This window comes from Pseudoalteromonas sp. B160, from assembly GCF_037162485.1.
GTDB lineage: Bacteria > Pseudomonadota > Gammaproteobacteria > Enterobacterales > Alteromonadaceae > Pseudoalteromonas > Pseudoalteromonas rhizosphaerae.
In genome coordinates this window covers 528,658-546,655 of sequence record NZ_JARLUX010000001.1, presented here as the reverse complement: position 1 = coordinate 546,655, position 17,998 = coordinate 528,658, and the positions used below count along the sequence as shown (strand labels likewise).

17 protein-coding genes and 1 pseudogene are annotated in these 17,998 nt (G+C 40.1%); 6 read left to right on the top strand and 12 right to left on the bottom strand.

Features of this window, described 5'->3' with window-relative positions; genetic code table 11:
* Positions 1-196 precede the first annotated feature (196 nt).
* A complete protein-coding gene (locus tag P4S61_RS02605; RefSeq protein ID WP_337117727.1) occupies positions 197-724 on the top strand; it encodes a hypothetical protein in 528 nt (175 codons plus the stop codon).
* Positions 725-758: 34 nt separating this feature from the next.
* Here the strand turns inward: P4S61_RS02605 and P4S61_RS02600 are convergent, their stop codons facing one another.
* Complete coding sequence (locus tag P4S61_RS02600; RefSeq protein WP_310736491.1) at positions 759-1,286, bottom strand: CIA30 family protein; 528 nt, start codon at positions 1,284-1,286, stop codon at positions 759-761.
* A 202-nt stretch (positions 1,287-1,488) separates the two neighbouring features.
* On the opposite strand from P4S61_RS02600, the pseudogene P4S61_RS02595 reads away from it, so the two are divergent.
* Positions 1,489-4,739: pseudogene (locus tag P4S61_RS02595) on the top strand (S41 family peptidase).
* Positions 4,740-4,871: 132 nt separating this feature from the next.
* On the opposite strand, the gene P4S61_RS02590 reads toward P4S61_RS02595, so the two are convergent.
* From P4S61_RS02590 to P4S61_RS02575, 4 genes are all read right to left on the bottom strand, one after another.
* Positions 4,872-5,525, bottom strand: a complete 654-nt coding sequence (locus P4S61_RS02590) for an NAD-dependent epimerase/dehydratase family protein (RefSeq protein ID WP_145240592.1) — start codon at positions 5,523-5,525, stop codon at positions 4,872-4,874.
* A 111-nt stretch (positions 5,526-5,636) separates the two neighbouring features.
* Positions 5,637-6,329: a hypothetical protein gene (locus tag P4S61_RS02585; RefSeq protein ID WP_337117726.1), complete on the bottom strand. Its 693-nt coding sequence runs from the start codon at positions 6,327-6,329 to the stop codon at positions 5,637-5,639.
* Complete coding sequence (locus P4S61_RS02580; protein ID WP_259397362.1) at positions 6,304-7,047, bottom strand: hypothetical protein; 744 nt, start codon at positions 7,045-7,047, stop codon at positions 6,304-6,306. The genes P4S61_RS02585 and P4S61_RS02580 overlap by 26 nt, the downstream gene beginning before the upstream one ends.
* 84 nt (positions 7,048-7,131) lie before the next feature.
* The gene (locus tag P4S61_RS02575) at positions 7,132-7,656 is read right to left on the bottom strand and encodes a hypothetical protein (RefSeq protein WP_337117725.1); all 525 of its coding nucleotides are present in this window, start codon (positions 7,654-7,656) and stop codon (positions 7,132-7,134) included.
* 227 nt (positions 7,657-7,883) lie between these two features.
* Here P4S61_RS02575 and P4S61_RS02570 point away from each other — a divergent pair, with 227 nt between their 5' ends.
* The 3 genes from P4S61_RS02570 (at position 7,884) to P4S61_RS02560 (ending at position 9,650) form a co-directional block, all read left to right on the top strand.
* On the top strand, positions 7,884-8,321 hold the full coding sequence (locus P4S61_RS02570; protein WP_337117723.1) for an enoyl-CoA hydratase/isomerase family protein: 438 nt from the start codon (positions 7,884-7,886) through the stop codon (positions 8,319-8,321).
* Positions 8,288-8,599, top strand: coding sequence for a hypothetical protein (locus P4S61_RS02565; RefSeq protein ID WP_337117722.1), 312 nt, complete (start codon positions 8,288-8,290; stop codon positions 8,597-8,599). The genes P4S61_RS02570 and P4S61_RS02565 overlap by 34 nt, the downstream gene beginning before the upstream one ends.
* A 67-nt stretch (positions 8,600-8,666) precedes the next feature.
* Positions 8,667-9,650, top strand: a complete 984-nt coding sequence (locus P4S61_RS02560; protein ID WP_337117721.1) for an RDD family protein — start codon at positions 8,667-8,669, stop codon at positions 9,648-9,650.
* 85 nt (positions 9,651-9,735) lie between these two features.
* Here P4S61_RS02560 and P4S61_RS02555 read toward each other — a convergent pair whose 3' ends face one another.
* The 7 genes from P4S61_RS02555 to miaB form a co-directional block, all read right to left on the bottom strand.
* Positions 9,736-10,407 carry a hypothetical protein gene (locus P4S61_RS02555; protein WP_337117720.1) on the bottom strand — a complete coding sequence of 224 codons (672 nt, stop codon included), beginning with the start codon at positions 10,405-10,407 and terminating at the stop codon, positions 9,736-9,738.
* A 20-nt stretch (positions 10,408-10,427) separates the two neighbouring features.
* Positions 10,428-10,961 carry a hypothetical protein gene (locus P4S61_RS02550; protein ID WP_337117719.1) on the bottom strand — a complete coding sequence of 178 codons (534 nt, stop codon included), beginning with the start codon at positions 10,959-10,961 and terminating at the stop codon, positions 10,428-10,430.
* 81 nt (positions 10,962-11,042) lie between these two features.
* Positions 11,043-12,623 carry an apolipoprotein N-acyltransferase gene (lnt, locus tag P4S61_RS02545; protein ID WP_145240604.1) on the bottom strand — a complete coding sequence of 527 codons (1,581 nt, stop codon included), beginning with the start codon at positions 12,621-12,623 and terminating at the stop codon, positions 11,043-11,045.
* The gene (gene corC, locus P4S61_RS02540) at positions 12,604-13,485 is read right to left on the bottom strand and encodes a CNNM family magnesium/cobalt transport protein CorC (protein ID WP_149980717.1); all 882 of its coding nucleotides are present in this window, start codon (positions 13,483-13,485) and stop codon (positions 12,604-12,606) included. Before corC ends, lnt begins: the two co-directional genes overlap by 20 nt.
* 22 nt (positions 13,486-13,507) lie before the next feature.
* Entirely contained in the window at positions 13,508-13,966 is a 459-nt protein-coding gene (gene ybeY, locus P4S61_RS02535; protein WP_145240621.1) for an rRNA maturation RNase YbeY, read from the bottom strand.
* A gap of 4 nt (positions 13,967-13,970) precedes the next feature.
* Positions 13,971-15,032, bottom strand: coding sequence for a PhoH family protein (locus P4S61_RS02530; RefSeq protein ID WP_145240623.1), 1,062 nt, complete (start codon positions 15,030-15,032; stop codon positions 13,971-13,973).
* A gap of 50 nt (positions 15,033-15,082) precedes the next feature.
* Entirely contained in the window at positions 15,083-16,528 is a 1,446-nt protein-coding gene (gene miaB / locus P4S61_RS02525) for a tRNA (N6-isopentenyl adenosine(37)-C2)-methylthiotransferase MiaB (protein ID WP_337117718.1), read from the bottom strand.
* Positions 16,529-16,781: 253 nt separating this feature from the next.
* Here miaB and P4S61_RS02520 point away from each other — a divergent pair, with 253 nt between their 5' ends.
* Positions 16,782-17,951 (top strand): FAD-dependent oxidoreductase, encoded by a 1,170-nt coding sequence (locus P4S61_RS02520; protein ID WP_182735560.1) that lies wholly within the window; start codon positions 16,782-16,784, stop codon positions 17,949-17,951.
* Positions 17,952-17,998 lie beyond the last annotated feature (47 nt).

Genomic DNA, 17,998 nt, shown 5'->3' with positions numbered 1-17,998 from the left:
AGTGTGTTTAATTGTTGCTTGGAATCTAACGGTAAAACTCCTTTGCCAGTGAGTTTAATACCGGCGCTTAGGTGCTTAACCATTAGTAGCTTCCTAGCCTTTGGGTAATAACCAAGGGTAATATTTTTGCAAAAGAAAGCTAAAGTCTTATTATTTTGTGCCGATATTATTACCAGGATAATTTTAAGGATGAAATATGAAGATCTTACCTGTTATTACTATTCCTGAAGCTCATGGGTTTCAAAGTAAATACGACAAACGACTTGAAGAACAAGCAGCGCAAACAGAACAGCCTGAATATATTTTGTCTGAGTTTTTAGATGCTAAAGCGCAAGAGTATAGCGAAGATGATGTGAATTTTGCTGAACAGTATAACAATTTACAAAAAGTGTATGAAGATTTCGCTCAAAAGATCATCGTGCTACAAGAACAAATTAATAAATTAAAACAAGATCCAATTCAGCGAAATCTCAAGCTTGAAAGCCACAATAGCAACTTTATACAGCTGGAAAAAAATACCGAAGCGCAAAATTTAAAAATAGATCCTGATCATACTGGTGCGAAAAAATACCGAGATTCTCAACAGCAAGAGCAAATTGATATATTAGTTCAGCAACTTAATGAGCTAAAGTCCAACCACGCAGAAATAAAGAAACAGATGATAGAAATGGTTATCACAGAGCTTAAAAAGCGAGATAACGAAGAATATGATTTTAAAAAATAATTTTAATATTTCCAATATAGCCGCTTAATTTACGCTATTTATGCTCAAAGTTAATATGCGCTAATTCAAGTTTAAAATTACCTTGCTGCTTTTTGGCGATCATAAGGCCCAATTGTTGTACATCTTTGAACGTTAACTCTGGTTGCTGCTCTAAGGTTTTACCACGGTAAGTGAGACTAAAGTCAGTTGGTGAGAATGTAACGACTTGCCATTGATCTTTTATCGTTTCAAATGAGGTTGTATACGCTGGTCCGTCTAGGTACTGACTCGTTCTTAAGCGAAGTTGATACGTTTTACCATCTCCTTTGAACCGTAAAGATATGAGATTGGCGTTTTCTTTATTAGTGTTTATTGTTGTGCGTATTGAAGCAAAGCCTCCATTATTTTCAAGAGAAACGTTGCCTGTAAAAATTAAGCTATTGTCCTTCTCATAAGCTTGGCTGGTCGATAAACCGCCCATTACTGAGTCATTAATGATGTACCAACTTTGCGCGGCGTTAAGCAAACCTGAAGGTAACAACAAACTAACTGCTACAGCGGATGCAATATGGGTTATTTTCACGTGTATTCCTTAAAACTTTAACGATAGGCTATTTAATACGTATGGTTGAGAGAATTGTTCAATCATTTTTAAGTTCATGGCAAATATATAAATGTTTAGTCTATTATTGTGGTGATTATTTACACTCTGTTACAGTTATTCGCCGAACAAAGCTGCAATCCATTTTTATGTTGTTATGATGATATAAAATAACAACATAAGGATGGTTAAGTTGAAATTACGTACTTTTTTAACCGCAATAGCGATTGCGGTTGCGCCTACATTCTCACCCATGGCCGCGGCTTATGATACTCAAGATACGCGATTATTGCGTTTCCCTGATATTCATAAAGAGTCGGTTACTTTTGTTTATGCCGGTGATATTTATATAGCAAATATCAAAACGGGTAAAAGCACGCGCTTAACAGATCACATTGGTTTTGAAACATTCCCTAAGTTTTCTCCAGATGGGAAAAGAATCGCTTTTTCAGCACAGTACAATGGTAGCCGCCAAATATATGTAATGAATCGCGATGGCAGTGATCTAAAGCAGCTGACTTACTATAACGATGTTGGTGTGATGCCGCCTCGTGGTGGCTATGATTATCGTGTCCTTGATTGGACGCCTGATGGTAAACATATAGTGTTTCGAGCAAACCGTACACCTTATGGTAAGCGTGTGGGACGTCCTTACATGGTCCCTGCTGATGGTGGCTTAGAGCAGCCATTGGCCATACCTGAAACGGGTGGCGGCATGTTATCGTCTGATGGTAAGCAATACGTATATACACCAATTGATCGCGAGTTTCGTACCTGGAAGCGCACGCGAGGGGGCCGCGCACAAGATGTATGGATCTATGATTTAGAGCACAACAAGTCTACGCAGTTAACTACCGATAGAGCCACAGATCAGCAGCCTACTTGGGTGCATGACAATATTTATTATGTCTCAGACAGAGCATACACCTTAAATTTATATAAGCATCAAGACGGCAAAGCACCAGTGAAAGTGACCAATCACACGGATTTTGATGTGCTTTGGCCATCGGCAGGGCCAGATGCCATAGTGTATGAGAATGGTGGTTATTTATACCGTTTTGACGATGCAACGCAGCGTGAAGAAAAGCTGACTATTAACGTACAGGAAATCGTGAATATACCATGCCTTATAGCAAAAATGTGGCTGGCTTTATTGATTCGATGGATGTATCCCATGATGGTAAGCGCGTGGTTTTTAGTGCTCGCGGAGAGCTGTTCTCAGTACCCGTTAAAAATGGCCCAACACGCAATTTAAGCCATACGCCTAAAGGGCGTGAAATTGCAGCTTCGTGGTCACCAAATGGCCGATATATTGCGTATATGAGTGATGAAAGTGGTGAGTACGAAATTTATATCCAAGACCGAGCTAATAACAACAAGGTTAAACAACTGACAACTAATGGCACTATTTGGCGTTTTGACCCTGTTTGGTCACCGGACAATAAAAAGCTATTGTTTGCAGATCTAAATCACACCTTATGGTGGCTTGATATAAAAACTGGCAAGCAGCATAAAATTGATACCGCCAAGTATGAAGAAGACGGCTTAACTACGTATATTTGGTCACCTAATAGTGAAGATGTTGTATTTGTTAAAAATAACGAAAATCGTTATGCCTCATTATGGCATTACAATTTAAAAGACAAACAAGTTACACGTCTGACCGACGATATGAGCAGTGAACGAAATCCTGCGTTTTCTCATGATGGTCAGCAATTGTATTTTACTTCAGAGCGCGACTTTAACTTAACTTTTAGTAGTTATGAATTTGACTACATGTTTAATAATGCCACGCGAATTTATGCTGTTGCTGTCAATAGCAAAATCAAACCGCTGAATACGCCACTGACTGATGAAATAAGTATTGTTGACTCGAAAGCGGATAAAGACGATGACAAGTCAGCTAAACCGTTAAGCACTTATATTGAAAGTGATGGTTTTATGGACCGCGTTGTCGCTCTAAATGCTCCGGCCGGAAATTACAGTGCTTTAACTGCTGTAAAAGATGGCGTATTAACACTCTCTGCGGGTGGGCTAAAATTAATACCTATTGCCGTCGATGGCGAAATTGCCACCGTAGCGAAGGGGTTAATAGCTATAAAATATCAGCGAATGCGCAGCATATCATTGCTCGCTCAGGTGATAATTACAGTGTAATTAAGCCAGCCGCTGAGCAAGATTTAAAAGCCACCCAGTTAGACTTGCAAAATATGATACTAAAAATTGACCCGCAAATAGAGTGGGCGCAAATGTATCGTGAAGGCTGGCGGACATTACGTGATTGGTTCTACGATGAAAATCACCACGGCCAAGATTGGGATGCTATTTTAAAACGCTACCAACCAATGGCTGATGCAATCGCACATCGCGCCGACCTTGACTATGTGCTAAGCGAAATTGCCGGCGAGATTAACTCCGGGCATATTTATGTCAACTCTGGCGATATGCCAACTGCAACACGTTTACAGCATGGTTTATTAGGCGTAGAAATTAGCGCGCATAAATCCGGTTTTGTAAAAATCGAAAATATCTTTAAAGGCGAAAACTGGCACGAGAACTTCCGCTCACCACTCAACGGGGCTTGGCGTTAACGCAAGCGTTGGTGACTATATTGTTGAGGTAAATGGTCGTTCAGTAAAAGATGTGGTTAACTTTTATGAATTACTTGAAAACACCCAAGGTAAATCGGTTGAGTTATTGCTTAGTAAATCCCCGAGCCTGAAAAAAAGTTGGAAGGTAACAGTTAAACCAATCGCAAGTGAAACCGGCTTACGTTATTTACAATGGACGCATAGCCGTGCTGAATATGTAAATAAACTATCCGACGGTCGTATTGGTTATGTACATTTGCCAAACACACATTACGAAGGTAATCGTTCGTTATTTAAAAACTTTTTACCGCAAACTAGCAAAGAAGCAATGATCATAGATGATCGCTACAATGGCGGTGGTTTTATCCCAGAGCATATGATCACTTGGCTGGCACGTAAACCGCTTAACTACTGGAAGCGTCGTGGCGTTGAGCCAACTAAAACACCACAGTTTGCCCATGATGGACCAAAAGCCATGCTGATCAACGGCTACTCCAGTTCAGGTGGTGACGCACTACCGTATTACTTCCGCCAAGCAGGTTTAGGTAAACTAATTGGCACTCGCACTTGGGGTGGGTTAATAGGTATCTCTGGTAACCCAGGGCTTGTGGATGGTGGTTCAGTTATTGCTGCCACCTTTAGAATACTCGACAATGACGGTAACTGGATCATCGAAAATGAAGGCGTAAGCCCAGATATCGAAGTGATTGACCGTCCAGAGCTTATTCAAGCTGGGCAAGATCCGTCGATTGAGCGTGCCGTAAAAGAGCTGTTAAAAGAGCTTAAGGCAAACCCGAAAAAACCCTTGATTGTGCCGCCAGCTCCAACAGAGTTTGGTAAGTAGTAAGGTTAATAGGTATTAAAAACTGAGCCAGCATTTGCTGGCTTTTTTATAGCTTTTTGCGCTGAAGTTCGTACTTAAATTTGTCGGTCGCCATTTATGGTGAAAAGGAACGTATAAGATATGTACTGAATTTTAACTGTTAAATAGTTCATCTAATCTAAAATATTCAACACCATCACCTGATTGTTTACTGATATTACACATTTTTATGGCAACTTGTTTGCCCGTGATAGGGCGATACTTTCTTAAACCAGGCAGCATACATAAAATTGGTAACAATACACTGCCAAGCTTTTCACCAATACGAAATTCGTTATTACGCTCGCCAAGTAATAACGATGGCTGAATAATACTAATGCGTTTAAATGGCAGTTCTTTGACAGTATTTTCAAGTTCACCTTTCATTTGTAAATATGCGTTACCACTATTGGCATTTGCACCACTGGAGGATACTAGCAAGTAATGGTGTACTTCGTGTTTTGCAGCAAGTTCAGCGACTTTTAACTGATAATAAAAATCAACCTTACGCTGAGCGGCTATAGAGCCAGCTGCTTTTTTTGTCGTGCCTAAACATGAAAATAATATATCCGCTTTAAAAAGCGCAGCGTGTTGAGCTAAATGGTTAAAGTCCACTACATGATTAACGACTTTGTCACTGTTATAACTAATAGGGCGACGCGTTAGGGTGATAACTTTACTGATATGAGTTGCCACAATTAATTCTTCAACTAAGTGACTGCCCACTAAGCCAGTTGCACCGACAACAATAGCGACTTTATTAAGCATAAGTATCCTCAAGTATTAATTTTATTTGTGAGAACTGGGGGTGATTATAATATCACTTATCAAAAGTCTAATAGTGGCTAAAGTTATAGCTTACTATTAGACTGATAACTATTAGATTTCTTTTTTTAACAAGACGATAGGGGATAAAATATGTTTTATCACTTGTTCATATTTACTGTCATCGGTTAAATCTGGGGCATGAAGATCTAGACCAATTTCAAAGTCATAATTTTTGCCATCAGGAATGTAGTACTGTACGGCAAGGCTTATTACCGGCCTAAATTCGACTGACTTTTGAGGTATTGTTACGATATGTTGCTCAACACCATTCCAATTAGCAGTGCCATCAATAACTTTTATTGAGGTTTCTTGCGGCTGAATAACTAACAGAGTATTAATATTTGGATATGCGCTTTTAACGTTATTAAACGTGTATTGCATTGCTGTTTGTATTAGTTCTAAGTTAAGTTTACCTGTTTTTGTGTTGAAAGCACCGCCTTGTTTCATAATAAAACTATCAAAAAATCTTTGTGCCTGCGGATTTAGGTTAGTTAAATTATATTTTTTTGAGAAGTTGACCACGTTATTGTCAAATGCTTCTCGGTATAATACTTTGCTACCGGTATTGGAGGTTGGCAACCATATATAGGCAAGATCGCTATGGGTAGGTGCGTTGACTAATGTGATTGCACTAATCCTCACTTCAGGATCGCTATTATATTGAATCAGTTTACACCCGACTAAATTTAGTAAAGTCATGATGATTAAAAAAGCTTCATCATTTTTTTGTTTTCCAAGTGTCAATTGTCTTTAGTGCAAATTGTAACGCGTTGTCTAATTTTGTAGGATCTTTAAATAATTTATCAGCATCTTTAACAATAATTTCTTCATCGCTGTTAAATTGTGCAACTAATTCAATACCCCCAGAACCTGTTGTTAACAGTGTATCGTGTTCATCTCTAATACGGATATATAGTCGGCTCCCAGGAACATAACCTTCTTCGTTCTGAAATAACGATACAAATATATCTCCACCATCAGCGCCGCCTTCAAGGTAAGACTCTTCCTGACCATACCATTTTGCCACATGTCCTAATAGAATACTGTTAGTAAATTCTGCTCTAACAGTATCTACGCCCGCAAATACAAACGCACTTATACCTAATTTAGCTTTTGTTTTAGCAAGCGCTTTTTTCCAGATTTCATTACGTAGGTTTTCATTTTCCTGACCTGTAAGAGGGTCGTACAAATTATCAGCATTGTCTAATAACTGATAATAAAGATCATAAACCTCGCTGGCATCGACTACTTGAAATCCGCGATCTTCAAGTGCTTTTTTTATAGGTGTTTTATAATGATCTGCCAACTGTTGTTCAAAATAACTGAGCTCTTCTTCAACATAAAAACCACCAAGCCCAAGTATCTGATGGTTTGATTTTAGTTGTGCAGTATTCATGTAATTGGGTGAAGAGTTACACCCACTTAATGTTATAAGGATAAAAATAGTATAAATATATCTCATAATAATTCCTGAAAATGAGTGTTAAGTTAAAGTAATTTGATTCCGATTTTAGCGAACGAGGTGAGGGTCAGGTATCTATATTCGCTACCTCCAACTTGCGAACGCCAGTTGATCGTAGTTTTTATTATTCAAACCGCTATCAGTATAAAAAATTAGGTATTTTGCCTCGCTTGGCAGAGTAAACTGTGTTTTGTAGTAAAGCTTACCGTCCAAACCTAAGATTGTTGGTAAACCATTTTGCCATGCTTCATAGGGTTTGAGGTGTTGAATAATCTGTTTTGACTTATCCAAAAGCAATAACTGAGGATAGACAAGCGTTGCATTTTGAATAAATACGCCATTAGCGTAGCTAAAAACTTGGGCAAAACGACTATCGCTAGGTTTTTCAATTGCAATAAATGGACTTTTCGCATCGCCAAAAAGTCTTACAGGCTGCTTTTTCAAATCAAAATGAATAAACTGCTTTGTTTGTTGCGCTACGAATGTAATATCGTTTAAGTTAATACAACATACCGTGTGATTCTTTAATATTGCGAGATCATTTTTAGCCGAATTCGCGCAGCCTGATAACAAAAGAAGTAAGAGCAATACAATTGTTAACTTTTTCATAAGTATTTTAATTATTATTAGTATATAGATAGTATCTAATATGCAATAAGACTGAAATATATAAATTGCTAATATGTGACACAATGTAAATGAAATGAAAGGTGATGAATTTAAACTGGTTTATTACAGGCTCAATGGTTTGTAATTAAACAGATAAACTAAACATCGGTCTGCGTTTAAACGAGCAATAATCTTTTTAAAAAACTATAAAATTGAAGAGGGACTTTATGAGTATCATCTCCTTAACCACTCAACATAACGTTGCGGTGTTAACCTTAACAAACGGCGAAAACCGCCAAAATCCACATTTTGCACATCAACTAAAACAAGCGTTAGCAGAGGTTGTTGAAAACCAAAACCACAAAGCGCTAGTCATCACCTCAAATGATGATAAGTGTTGGAGTTTAGGCATTGATACTGATTGGTTGTTACCTGCTATGCAAGCAAAAAAGGCCGATGAAATACGTGGTTTTATGTACGACATGGACGATGTATTTAAAACCTTACTGCTTTTTCCTATGCCAGTGATCGCTGCCATTAATGGTCATGCTTTTGGTAACGGTGCAATTTTAGCGTGCGCGTGTGACTTTAGATTTATGCGCGGCGATCGCGGCTTTTTTGCTTCCCTGAAGTGGATTTATCAATCCCATTTTTACCTGGCATGATCGCCTTTGTGAAAAAAGCGATCCCTTACTATCGCTTTAACGAAATGAAACTGACAGGGCGTCGCGTTTCTGGATCAGAGCTTGCAATTGATCACGTTATAGAAAAAGCCTCAACAGACCAAGATAGCCTATTAGCGGACGCAATGGCGTTTGCCGCTGCATTTGATAAAAAGCGCGCCATTTTTGCTGAGCACAAAAAACGTTTACACAAAGAAATAATTCGTGTGATAGATGAAGAAAATAAACCATTTATAGATAATCTAGCCTTGATGGTTTGAGCTATAAGCTGCTCTCAATAACAATCTAAATAAAGATGCTTATTTAATTTTAAGGATAAAGGCGTAAATGAAAGCGAAACAAATAGAACAATTAGCATTAACAGCTGCTGAAACTAAGGAAGTTATTACGCCCTATGCATTTAAAATAGATCAAGCGCTATTGGGACTACCACTTGCTTCACCGACTCGCCGCGCGCTCGCGATGGTAATCGATGTAGCGCTAATTTTTCTCGCGGCTAAGATCAGTGCTGCTGTAATCGCATTTGTAGCTGCAATGGCTTTTTATAAAGGCACAGCGCAAAAATACTTACCAACAATGTCGACTGTTTGGCGAAGAGTATTAAAAATAACTGCTGCCAGTATATTATTTATAAGTTCACTCTCAGTGCTTGCAATCGCAATCGATTTTTTTGAGGATGATACTGCGATTCAAGGGATAAGAATTAAACGCGAAACACCATTAAATGCAGAGGAAAAACAACAGATAAATACTTATTTAACGCAAACAGCACCAAGTCAAAATTGCAATCAGACTTGTCAAAGCAATGCACTTGCCAATTTAGTTGCTCAAGTGCCACAACTGGCTGAAATAGATGAGTTTGATAATGCTCAGGTTGCCCGGTTGTTATTGAAAGTAATGGTTGATGATGAGCAGACGGCTGAACCTGAAGACGCACCGGTTAAAGCTGCACCTGTGAATAGTATTTTACAGTGGGGCAAAGGAATCATTCAAGATTTAGGTCTTGGCTTTGGTTGGGCCGCGGTGTACTTCACATTATTTTCGCTTTTGTGGCGTGGCCAAACACCGGGTAAAAAACTATGCAATATCCGAGTTGTCGCACTTAGTGGCGAAGATTTAAGTTTATGGGATGCGTTTGGCCGATACGGCGGCTACGGCGCAGGGTTTGCAACTGGTTTACTAGGTTTTTTACAAGTTTATTGGGATCCGAACCGCCAAGCCATTCAAGATAAAATATCAGCAACTGTGGTTATTAAAGGCAGTATAAATCAGCTAATAACTGAAGAGACAGTTAAAGCGATTGTTAAATAGATAGTTAGACTCTAAGCAAGTTTTATAGAAAGGATTAATATACAGAAAATGCCCTATTTATGAAAAATAGGGCATTTAGGGAGGTTCACAGTCCTAAAAACTCTAAATAAGGCATAATAACATCGATATTTGATTTTATGAGTGCGCTAATACCGGCAAAAAACAGCGCGAATAGTGTACACGCTGAAACATAGCTAACATGTTTATAAATCAGACGATAAAACTTGTCCAAGAAGTTCCACATCAAAAATAATGCGGCTATCCAAAACATGGTATCAAGTTTATATAACAGCGCAATTGTGACTACCGCTATTTCACTAATTAAACCGATAAGCTCAGCGCTAAAACGTAGCCAAGGTTTTTCTTTCAATAAGAAAAAGCTAAGTTGGGAGATCCCTGAAAAATAAGCAAGTGGCAGTAAGGTGAGCATACCAAGTTCAAAAGATTGCAGAGGCTGTCTTAATTCGAGTAAAGGTGCGAACCAATCGGTATAAAATACTAACCAAGCTAATAGAGTTAACGTAAAACTAAGCGCCGTTAAATAAACAGATTGTGCAACGCGTTCATCTTGGCTGCCGACGGTTACTCTGCCTGGAGCAACTAATATCATAAAACCAAAAGTTGATAACAAAGCTAATACACTGCAAAACCCAAATATGCTGTTATCAAATATTAAGGTTAGCGCAGCAAATGTAATTGCTAAGGGCCATCCTACCCATTTAGCTTCTTCTTTATCGTCACTAATACGACTTAGCACTGAATAGCTAATAACGCTGCCTAAAGAGAATCCTGCAACCAGTAACCAATATTCGTAATGTAAAAAATGAGTGAAAAAATAGACGCGCCGTAAATCAAAAGTTCGTTGAGTAATGGTGGGAAATGTGACATCACTTTGCCAATTAAGGCCAATAATAACAAAGCTGAAATAGCATATAGCGCGGTGGTGAAACTATCAATACGCTGCTCGGTGTCAGATATTGGTGAAAGTTGTTTGCTAATTTGATGGGCATTACCAATCGGTATGTCGGAGGTGTATGTTCCACTGTCTAAGTCAAAATGAAAGTTCGTTTGCGCTTGTTGATGTAAAAAAGTAGATTTTTCAGTATACACATTCTCTGAAACAGCATTTTCAGCTTTTAACTCTAGTAATAACTGATATTGAGCTTGTAACTCATTCTTTGAACTGACTTCATATTGAGCGGCTAAACCCAAGGAGGGGATAATAAGCATCAATACGAACAGAATAAAATGCCTGATTCTGACCATGTGCTGTGTAATTGATTGTTTGCATTGGGTGTTAATTAACAACATACAACTTCCTTGTTATTATGTTTACGACAATTGATGTAGATGAAATATATCAATTGTGTGATTACTTTTTAGTGAATATATTTAACGGTGATTATCTTTATATTTAAATTTTACGATTAATGCTGCGATTGTAATGCTAAAAATAAATAACCACACAGGCAAGTTACCGTATTGACTATAGATGCTGTCGCCTTGGATTAGCTTGATATTAACTTTAAGTGTGTCGGCTTTAAATTGTGGCATGCGGACTTGAATTTGACTGATTGGGTCGTATACGCCGCTGATGCCATTGTTGGTCACACGAATAAGCGGGCGTTGTAATTCAAGGGCACGCATACGGGCTATTTGCATGTGCTGGTGGGGACCGTGGGAGGCACCAAACCAGGCATCATTACTTACAGTAAATAAAATATCCGAATCATTGTGGTAATTACCACGCACTAAATCAGCAAAAGCGATTTCGTAGCAAATGGCCGGTAATATATTTAAGCCATTAGCACGTAAGTTATTTTGAACTTGGTCGCCGCGAGTGAACGATGACATGGGTAGGTCAAATAATGGCGCGATTGGGCGCAATATATCTTCGAATGGCACAAACTCACCAATGGGTAGTAATTGATGTTTTTGATAACGATTTTTACCTAAGTATTGATAATGACCGTGCTCGTCGCTGTGCTCTTTATTGCCAAGTACAATAAGGGTGTTAAAAATAGTTTTGGTGTCGAGTTGGTAATCAACAATACCGGTGATAAGTGCGGTGTTGTTAAATGACGCTGCGCTATCGAGGCCGGCCAAAAAGCTGTCGGCAAGGGCTTCAATTTCAGGAATAGCTGCCTCGGGCCAGACGATCAAGTCTGCATCCCAGTGGGGGCGAGTCATGTCTTGATATTTACTCATAGTGGTCCAAAACTCACTAGGCTCAAAACGCAGGCTTTGTTTGATATTACCTTGCACTAATAAAGCACTAATGGTTGTTTCGCTGTATTGATTGCTGCGGCTAACAACACCCATACCGCTGATAACAGCGATGATAGCTGCGGTTGCTATCGTTAGTTTAAAGTCTTTTGCAATAATAAGCCTATAGAGTGCAAATGCGATGGCTATGCACACTAACGTTAAGCCAAATTCACCGATCAGCGGCGCTAAAAAGTTAAGTGGGCTATCGGTTTGAGTATAACCAAAGCTTAGCCAAGGGAAGCCGGTGAGTACCACACCGCGTAAGTATTCGGTGACAGCAAAGCCTGAGAGTAATAATAAACCGTAGCTACTAGGGCCGCTGGCAAAGCGTGTGGCAAACATAAAGGCTAAAGCCGGGTAGATAGCTAAATAAGCACATAACAGCACCATCAGTAACACTGAGGCTACCAGTGGCATACCGCCGAAGGTGGCAATGGAGACATGCACCCAACTGATACCTGCGCCAAACCAACCGAGGCCAAATATAAAACCATATTTGGCGGCGCGTTTACTGGCTAGTTTGCCATATTGCTGCCCAGAATTATGTGTGTGGGTACTGTATATCGCTAATGCTAAACAGGCGAACGTGAGGGGCCAAATCTCAAAAGGGGCATAACACAAGGTTAAAAAGAGGCCCGCAACCAGTGCGAGCCATGCTTTTTTATCTTTTGCTAAATGCAGGCAGTTAGTCAGAAGTGTCTTCACTGTCGTTATCATCAGCCTTTGGCACTGTAACCTGTAATTGCAATAATCGACGATTATCGGCATTGGTTACTTTAAATTGTAAGCCATCTATATCAATTATTTCACCACGGCCAGGCATATGCCCAAAGGCGTGTAAAACAGTACCACCGATGGTATCAGCGTCTTGCGTGCTGTAGCCAGTTTTAAAATATTCGTTAAAATCATCAACAGGAGTAAGTGCTTGAACAACAAACACATGCTTTGCAAGTTGACGAATATCTAGTTGCTCTTCTTCGTCGTGTTCATCTTCAATTTCACCGACGATGAGCTCAAGAATATCTTCTATGGTTACTAAACCAGATACACCGCCGTATTCATCAATTACTAACGCCATATGGTAACGCTGTTGGCGAAACTCATTAAGTAGCGTATCAACACGCTTACTTTCAGGCACAACAACGGCTGGGCGTAAATAATCACGTAATGATGGCAGTAGATCATCTTTATTGAGGATCAGTGGTAATAGATCTTTTGCTAGTAAAATGCCTTCAATGTGGTCTTTATCTTCACACACCACTGGAAAACGTGAATGCGTTGAATCGACCATCATTGGAATGAGTTCTTCTAGTGGCGCTTCCACTTCGAGCGTGATCATTTGTGAGCGCGGGATCATAATATCTCGCACTTTTAACTCTGACACACCGAGCACACCTTCGATCATCTCTTTGGTTTCAGGATCAATGACATCCCGAACTTGCGCATCGGCAATTACTTCAGCCAGCTCTTCTCTATTCTGGGGTTCCCCTTGCAACATTTGGGTAATTCTACCCAACCAGGTCTTGCCAGAAGAACCCTGGCTAGTCTGCGAGTTATCGTCGCTCATTGCGTCTACTTGCTCCGTAAATTTAAATATCGTCCCGATATGGGTCTGCTATGCCTAATTCGGCAAGCAATTGCTTTTCAATGCTTTCCATTTCTGTCGCATCTTCATCCTTTATATGGTCAAATCCAAGTAAATGCAAGCATCCGTGGATCACCATATGGGCAAAATGGTCATGAAATGACTTTTCTTGCTCTATTGATTCAGCTAACACTATGGCTGGGCAAATAACTAAATCACCCACCAAAGGTAGCTCTATACCTGCTGGCGCTTCAAATTCAAACGACAACACATTGGTTGGTTTATCTTTACCACGGTAGTCATTATTGAGTTGTTGGCTTTGCTCTTCATCAGCAATAACAATACTCAGCTCTGATTCATCACGGTATTGACTAAGCACTTTATTAGCCCACAGCGCAAACTGCTCAAGACTAGGCAAGTTATCAAACTCGCAGGCTATTTGTAAATCAAGTTCAGTGTTCACTGCATCACTCTTTAGTCGAAGGTTGCGCTTGCTCTTGGTTTGCGAGCAAGTCTTTAGCACGTTGTTTTTCGGCGCGTTTGAGTCGTTCTGCTTCATCGTTACGTTCGTAGGCTTCAACAATGCGTGCCACGACAGGGTGGCGTACCACGTCCTGTGATTGGAAGAAGTTAAAGCTTATTTCGTCTACATCGCTAAGTACTTCAATGGCGTGACGAAGCCCTGAGCGCGCACCACGGGGTAAATCTACTTGGGTAATGTCGCCAGTGATCACTGCTTTTGAATTAAAACCAATTCGGGTTAAGAACATTTTCATTTGTTCAACCGTGGTATTTTGGCTTTCATCTAAAATAATAAAGGCATCGTTAAGTGTGCGACCACGCATAAAGGCAAGTGGAGCGACTTCAATGACATTTTGTTCCATCAGCTTTTCGACTTTTTCAAAGCCGAGCATTTCAAATAAGGCATCGTACAATGGGCGCAGGTATGGGTCGATTTTCTGACTTAAATCACCTGGTAAAAAACCCAGTTTTTCACCGGCTTCAACAGCAGGGCGGGTCAATAAAATACGCCGTATTTCTTGACGCTCTAAAGCATCAACTGCTGCGGCGACAGCTAGGTAGGTTTTACCTGTGCCAGCAGGCCCTATACCAAAGGTGATATCGTGACGAAATATATTCGATACATAATGACCTTGATTGTCGTTACGTGGTTTTATTACGCCACGACGAGTTTTGATCATCACTTCTTTGCCATATTCGTTTAGCTCATCTTGCTCTAATGCATTTGACTCACTAATGGCTAAATGTACGGTATTTGCTTCAATTTCAGTAATAACACCGCGTACTGGCTGAGTTTCGACATATAAGTCTTTGAGGATTTCCATCGCTGCAAACGCGCTGGTGGTTTTACCGGTGATTTTAAAATAGTTATCGCGATGAGTAATTTCAACACCTAAGCGGCGTTCAATGTGTTTGATGTTTTCGTCAAACGGGCCACATAAAGATGAAAGACGTTTGTTGTCGGAGGGTTCTAAATAAATCTCTAATTTTTTTAATTGATTACTCAAAATTGCTTCCTGTTTTGATGTGCCAGCGAGGCTGGCACAGTAAGTTTCGCCTAAGGAACGAAAGTTGCAACACCTAATTCATCAGGGGTGGCTTGCGGCTCTGGTTGTGCTGCTTTACTTAAAATATCAGCAGGAGCAACCGCACGGCGTAAGTTCATTTGGGATTCTGTACGAATTAAGTCACCGCGTAAAGAGTTTGGCAGTGCCTCAGTTATACGTACATCAACAAACTGACCGATCACTGTGTGTGGACCAATAAAGTTTACTACGCGGTTGTTTTCAGTACGGCCACGTAGCTCCATCGGATTTTTCTTGGATGGACCTTCAACTAGGATGCGTTGTTCAGTATCAAACATTTGACGACTGATCTGTTGCGCCATTTGAGTAATACGGTTTTGTAGTAGGTATAAACGCTCTTTCTTTTCTTGCTCGCTGACATCATCAGGCAAATCAGCCGCTGGCGTACCCGAGCGTGCGCTGTAGATAAAGCTAAAGCTCATATCAAAACCAATATCATTGATAAGGTTCATCGTCGCTTCAAAGTCAGCGGCGCTTTCACCTGGGAAACCAATAATAAAATCTGACGACATACTTAAATTAGGGCGAATTTTACGTAATTTACGAATCGTTGATTTGTACTCAATAGCAGTGTGACCACGTTTCATTAAATTAAGAATACGATCCGAACCGCTTTGTACAGGTAAATGTAAGTGATCGACTAATTCAGGTACGTCGGCATAAGCGTCAATGATGTCTGGTGTAAACTCTACCGGGTGCGACGTGGTGTAGCGAATACGGTCAATCCCGTCGATAGCTGCAACATAACGAATTAAATCTGAGAAGTAACAAATTTCACCATCGTGAGTTTCGCCGCGATAAGCATTTACGTTTTGACCTAGTAGGTTTACTTCACGAACATTTTGCTCTGCAAGTTGAGCAATTTCTAATAATACATCATCAAGCGGGCGGCTGACTTCTTCACCGCGCGTGTAAGGTACTACGCAGAAGGTACAGTATTTAGAGCACCCTTCCATAATAGATACAAATGCAGAAGGACCGTCTGCTTTTGGCTCTGGTAAACGGTCAAACTTTTCAATCTCTGGGAATGAAATATCAACCACAGAGCTGCCTTTGTTACCTTGCACTTGTTTGATCATTTCAGGTAAACGGTGCAATGTTTGAGGGCCAAAAATAACGTCAACAAATGGTGCGCGTTGGCGAATTGAATCGCCCTCTTGTGACGCAACACAGCCACCAACACCGATGATCAGATCGGGTTTGTCATCTTTGAGTAATTTCCAACGGCCTAGTTGATGGAATACTTTTTCCTGCGCTTTTTCGCGAATTGAACAGGTATTGAGTAGGATAACATCTGCATCCCCAGCTTCATCAGTTAACTGGTAGCCGTTGGTTGCATCGAGAAGATCAGCCATTTTCTGAGAGTCGTATTCATTCATCTGACAACCCCAGGTTTTAATATGCAGCTTTTTACTCATTGAAATATAGCCTCGTTTTCAATTCGGTAGTGGCACGGTTGTGCGCTAAACAGGATAAGCGGCACTTTCGCTTACTTAAAGGACGCGTATTTTAGCTGGATACCCGTCTAGATCCAAGTATAGTTTTTATGTTTGTGAATTGAAGTCAAACAAAGTGCGTTTTATGGTTGATTAAGATGAAACTCACTCGCACTTGTAAACAGAAGTACGATACAATCAAGCGCACTGAAAATAACCAAATTAGTGACTAAAAATGATGAAAAACAAGGTTATTGTTGTTGGCGGCGGCATGGTTGGTGCAGCCACAGCAGTTAAACTCGCTAAACAAGGATGCCAAGTAACAGTGATTGAGCAGCAGATAATTGATGCTGATGCTGTATTGGCAAGTGAAAAAGTTGATATTCGTGTATCTGCTATCAATCGTTTTTCAGAAAACTTATTAGATGACTTAGGCGCTATGCCTATTTTACGAGTGCATCGACATGCCCCATATCAACAGCTCGAAGCGTTTGAACGAACGGGCGATAACCTTTTGTTTGATTGTCACGATATTAATACCACTCATTTAGGCCACTTAATTGAAAATAATTTAATTCAAGCGAGTATCTGGCAACAGTTTGCACAGCACAATATCGAAGTGATTGAAACACCTCAATCATTGTCCGCAATTGAACAAAGCGAACAGCAAGTGACATTGCATTATGGTGAGCAGCAATATACAGCTGATTTAGTTGTTGCTGCAGATGGTGGGCAATCGTTATTACGTCAACAGGCAGGTATTGGTGTTACGGGTTGGCAATATGGCCAGCATTGTATGGGAGTATTAATAAAACTAGACGCTGCGCAACAAGTAAAAACATGGCAGCAGTTTAAGCCCACAGGTCCGGTAGCTTTTTTACCTATGCAGGCGCCATACGCCAATTTAATTTGTTACCACGATGCAAAGCAGTTAAAGCAATGGCAGCAACTCTCAGCAAGCGAATTAAAACAGCAACTGCTTGCACATTTCCCGCCCTTAGCTGGGGACTTTGATATCATAGAGCATGCTGTTTTTCCGTTAGCCCGCCAACATGCCAACAGCTATTCAGATGGCCGTATCGTGTTGGTTGGTGATGCAGCGCATACGATTAATCCGCTCGCTGGGCAAGGGGTTAACTTAGGTTTTCAAGATGTCGTAGCGCTTGCTGATATATTAAAAAATGCAGACGATATAGGTGCTGCACAATATCTTAAACAATATGAGCAAACTAGACGCAAAGCAAATTTGTTAATGATGAGTATGATGGACGCTTGTTATTTTGGTTTTTCTAATCAACTAACTCCATTGCAGTGGGCACGCAGTCAGTTTTTGAAAATGGCAAATAAAACCGGACCGGTAAAGCATTGGGTATTAAAATATGCGATTAGCGGTGAAATCAGTTAAGAATTCTCATTTTATTAAAAATATTATTATCATAGCGAATTATACCA

Excerpts from the sequence above, each read along its gene's own strand:
- P4S61_RS02570 (WP_337117723.1), top strand. The coding sequence starts at position 7,884 with ATGAGTATCATCTCCTTAACCACTCAACATAACGTTGCGGTGTTAACC.
- P4S61_RS02520 (WP_182735560.1), top strand. The coding sequence starts at position 16,782 with ATGATGAAAAACAAGGTTATTGTTGTTGGCGGCGGCATGGTTGGTGCA.
- miaB (WP_337117718.1), bottom strand. The coding sequence starts at position 16,528 with ATGAGTAAAAAGCTGCATATTAAAACCTGGGGTTGTCAGATGAATGAA.
- P4S61_RS02560 (WP_337117721.1), top strand. The coding sequence starts at position 8,667 with ATGAAAGCGAAACAAATAGAACAATTAGCATTAACAGCTGCTGAAACT.
- P4S61_RS02590 (WP_145240592.1), bottom strand. The coding sequence starts at position 5,525 with ATGCTTAATAAAGTCGCTATTGTTGTCGGTGCAACTGGCTTAGTGGGC.
- P4S61_RS02575 (WP_337117725.1), bottom strand. The coding sequence starts at position 7,656 with ATGAAAAAGTTAACAATTGTATTGCTCTTACTTCTTTTGTTATCAGGC.
- corC (WP_149980717.1), bottom strand. The coding sequence starts at position 13,485 with ATGAGCGACGATAACTCGCAGACTAGCCAGGGTTCTTCTGGCAAGACC.
- P4S61_RS02550 (WP_337117719.1), bottom strand. The coding sequence starts at position 10,961 with ATGTTGTTAATTAACACCCAATGCAAACAATCAATTACACAGCACATG.
- P4S61_RS02605 (WP_337117727.1), top strand. The coding sequence starts at position 197 with ATGAAGATCTTACCTGTTATTACTATTCCTGAAGCTCATGGGTTTCAA.
- P4S61_RS02580 (WP_259397362.1), bottom strand. The coding sequence starts at position 7,047 with ATGAGATATATTTATACTATTTTTATCCTTATAACATTAAGTGGGTGT.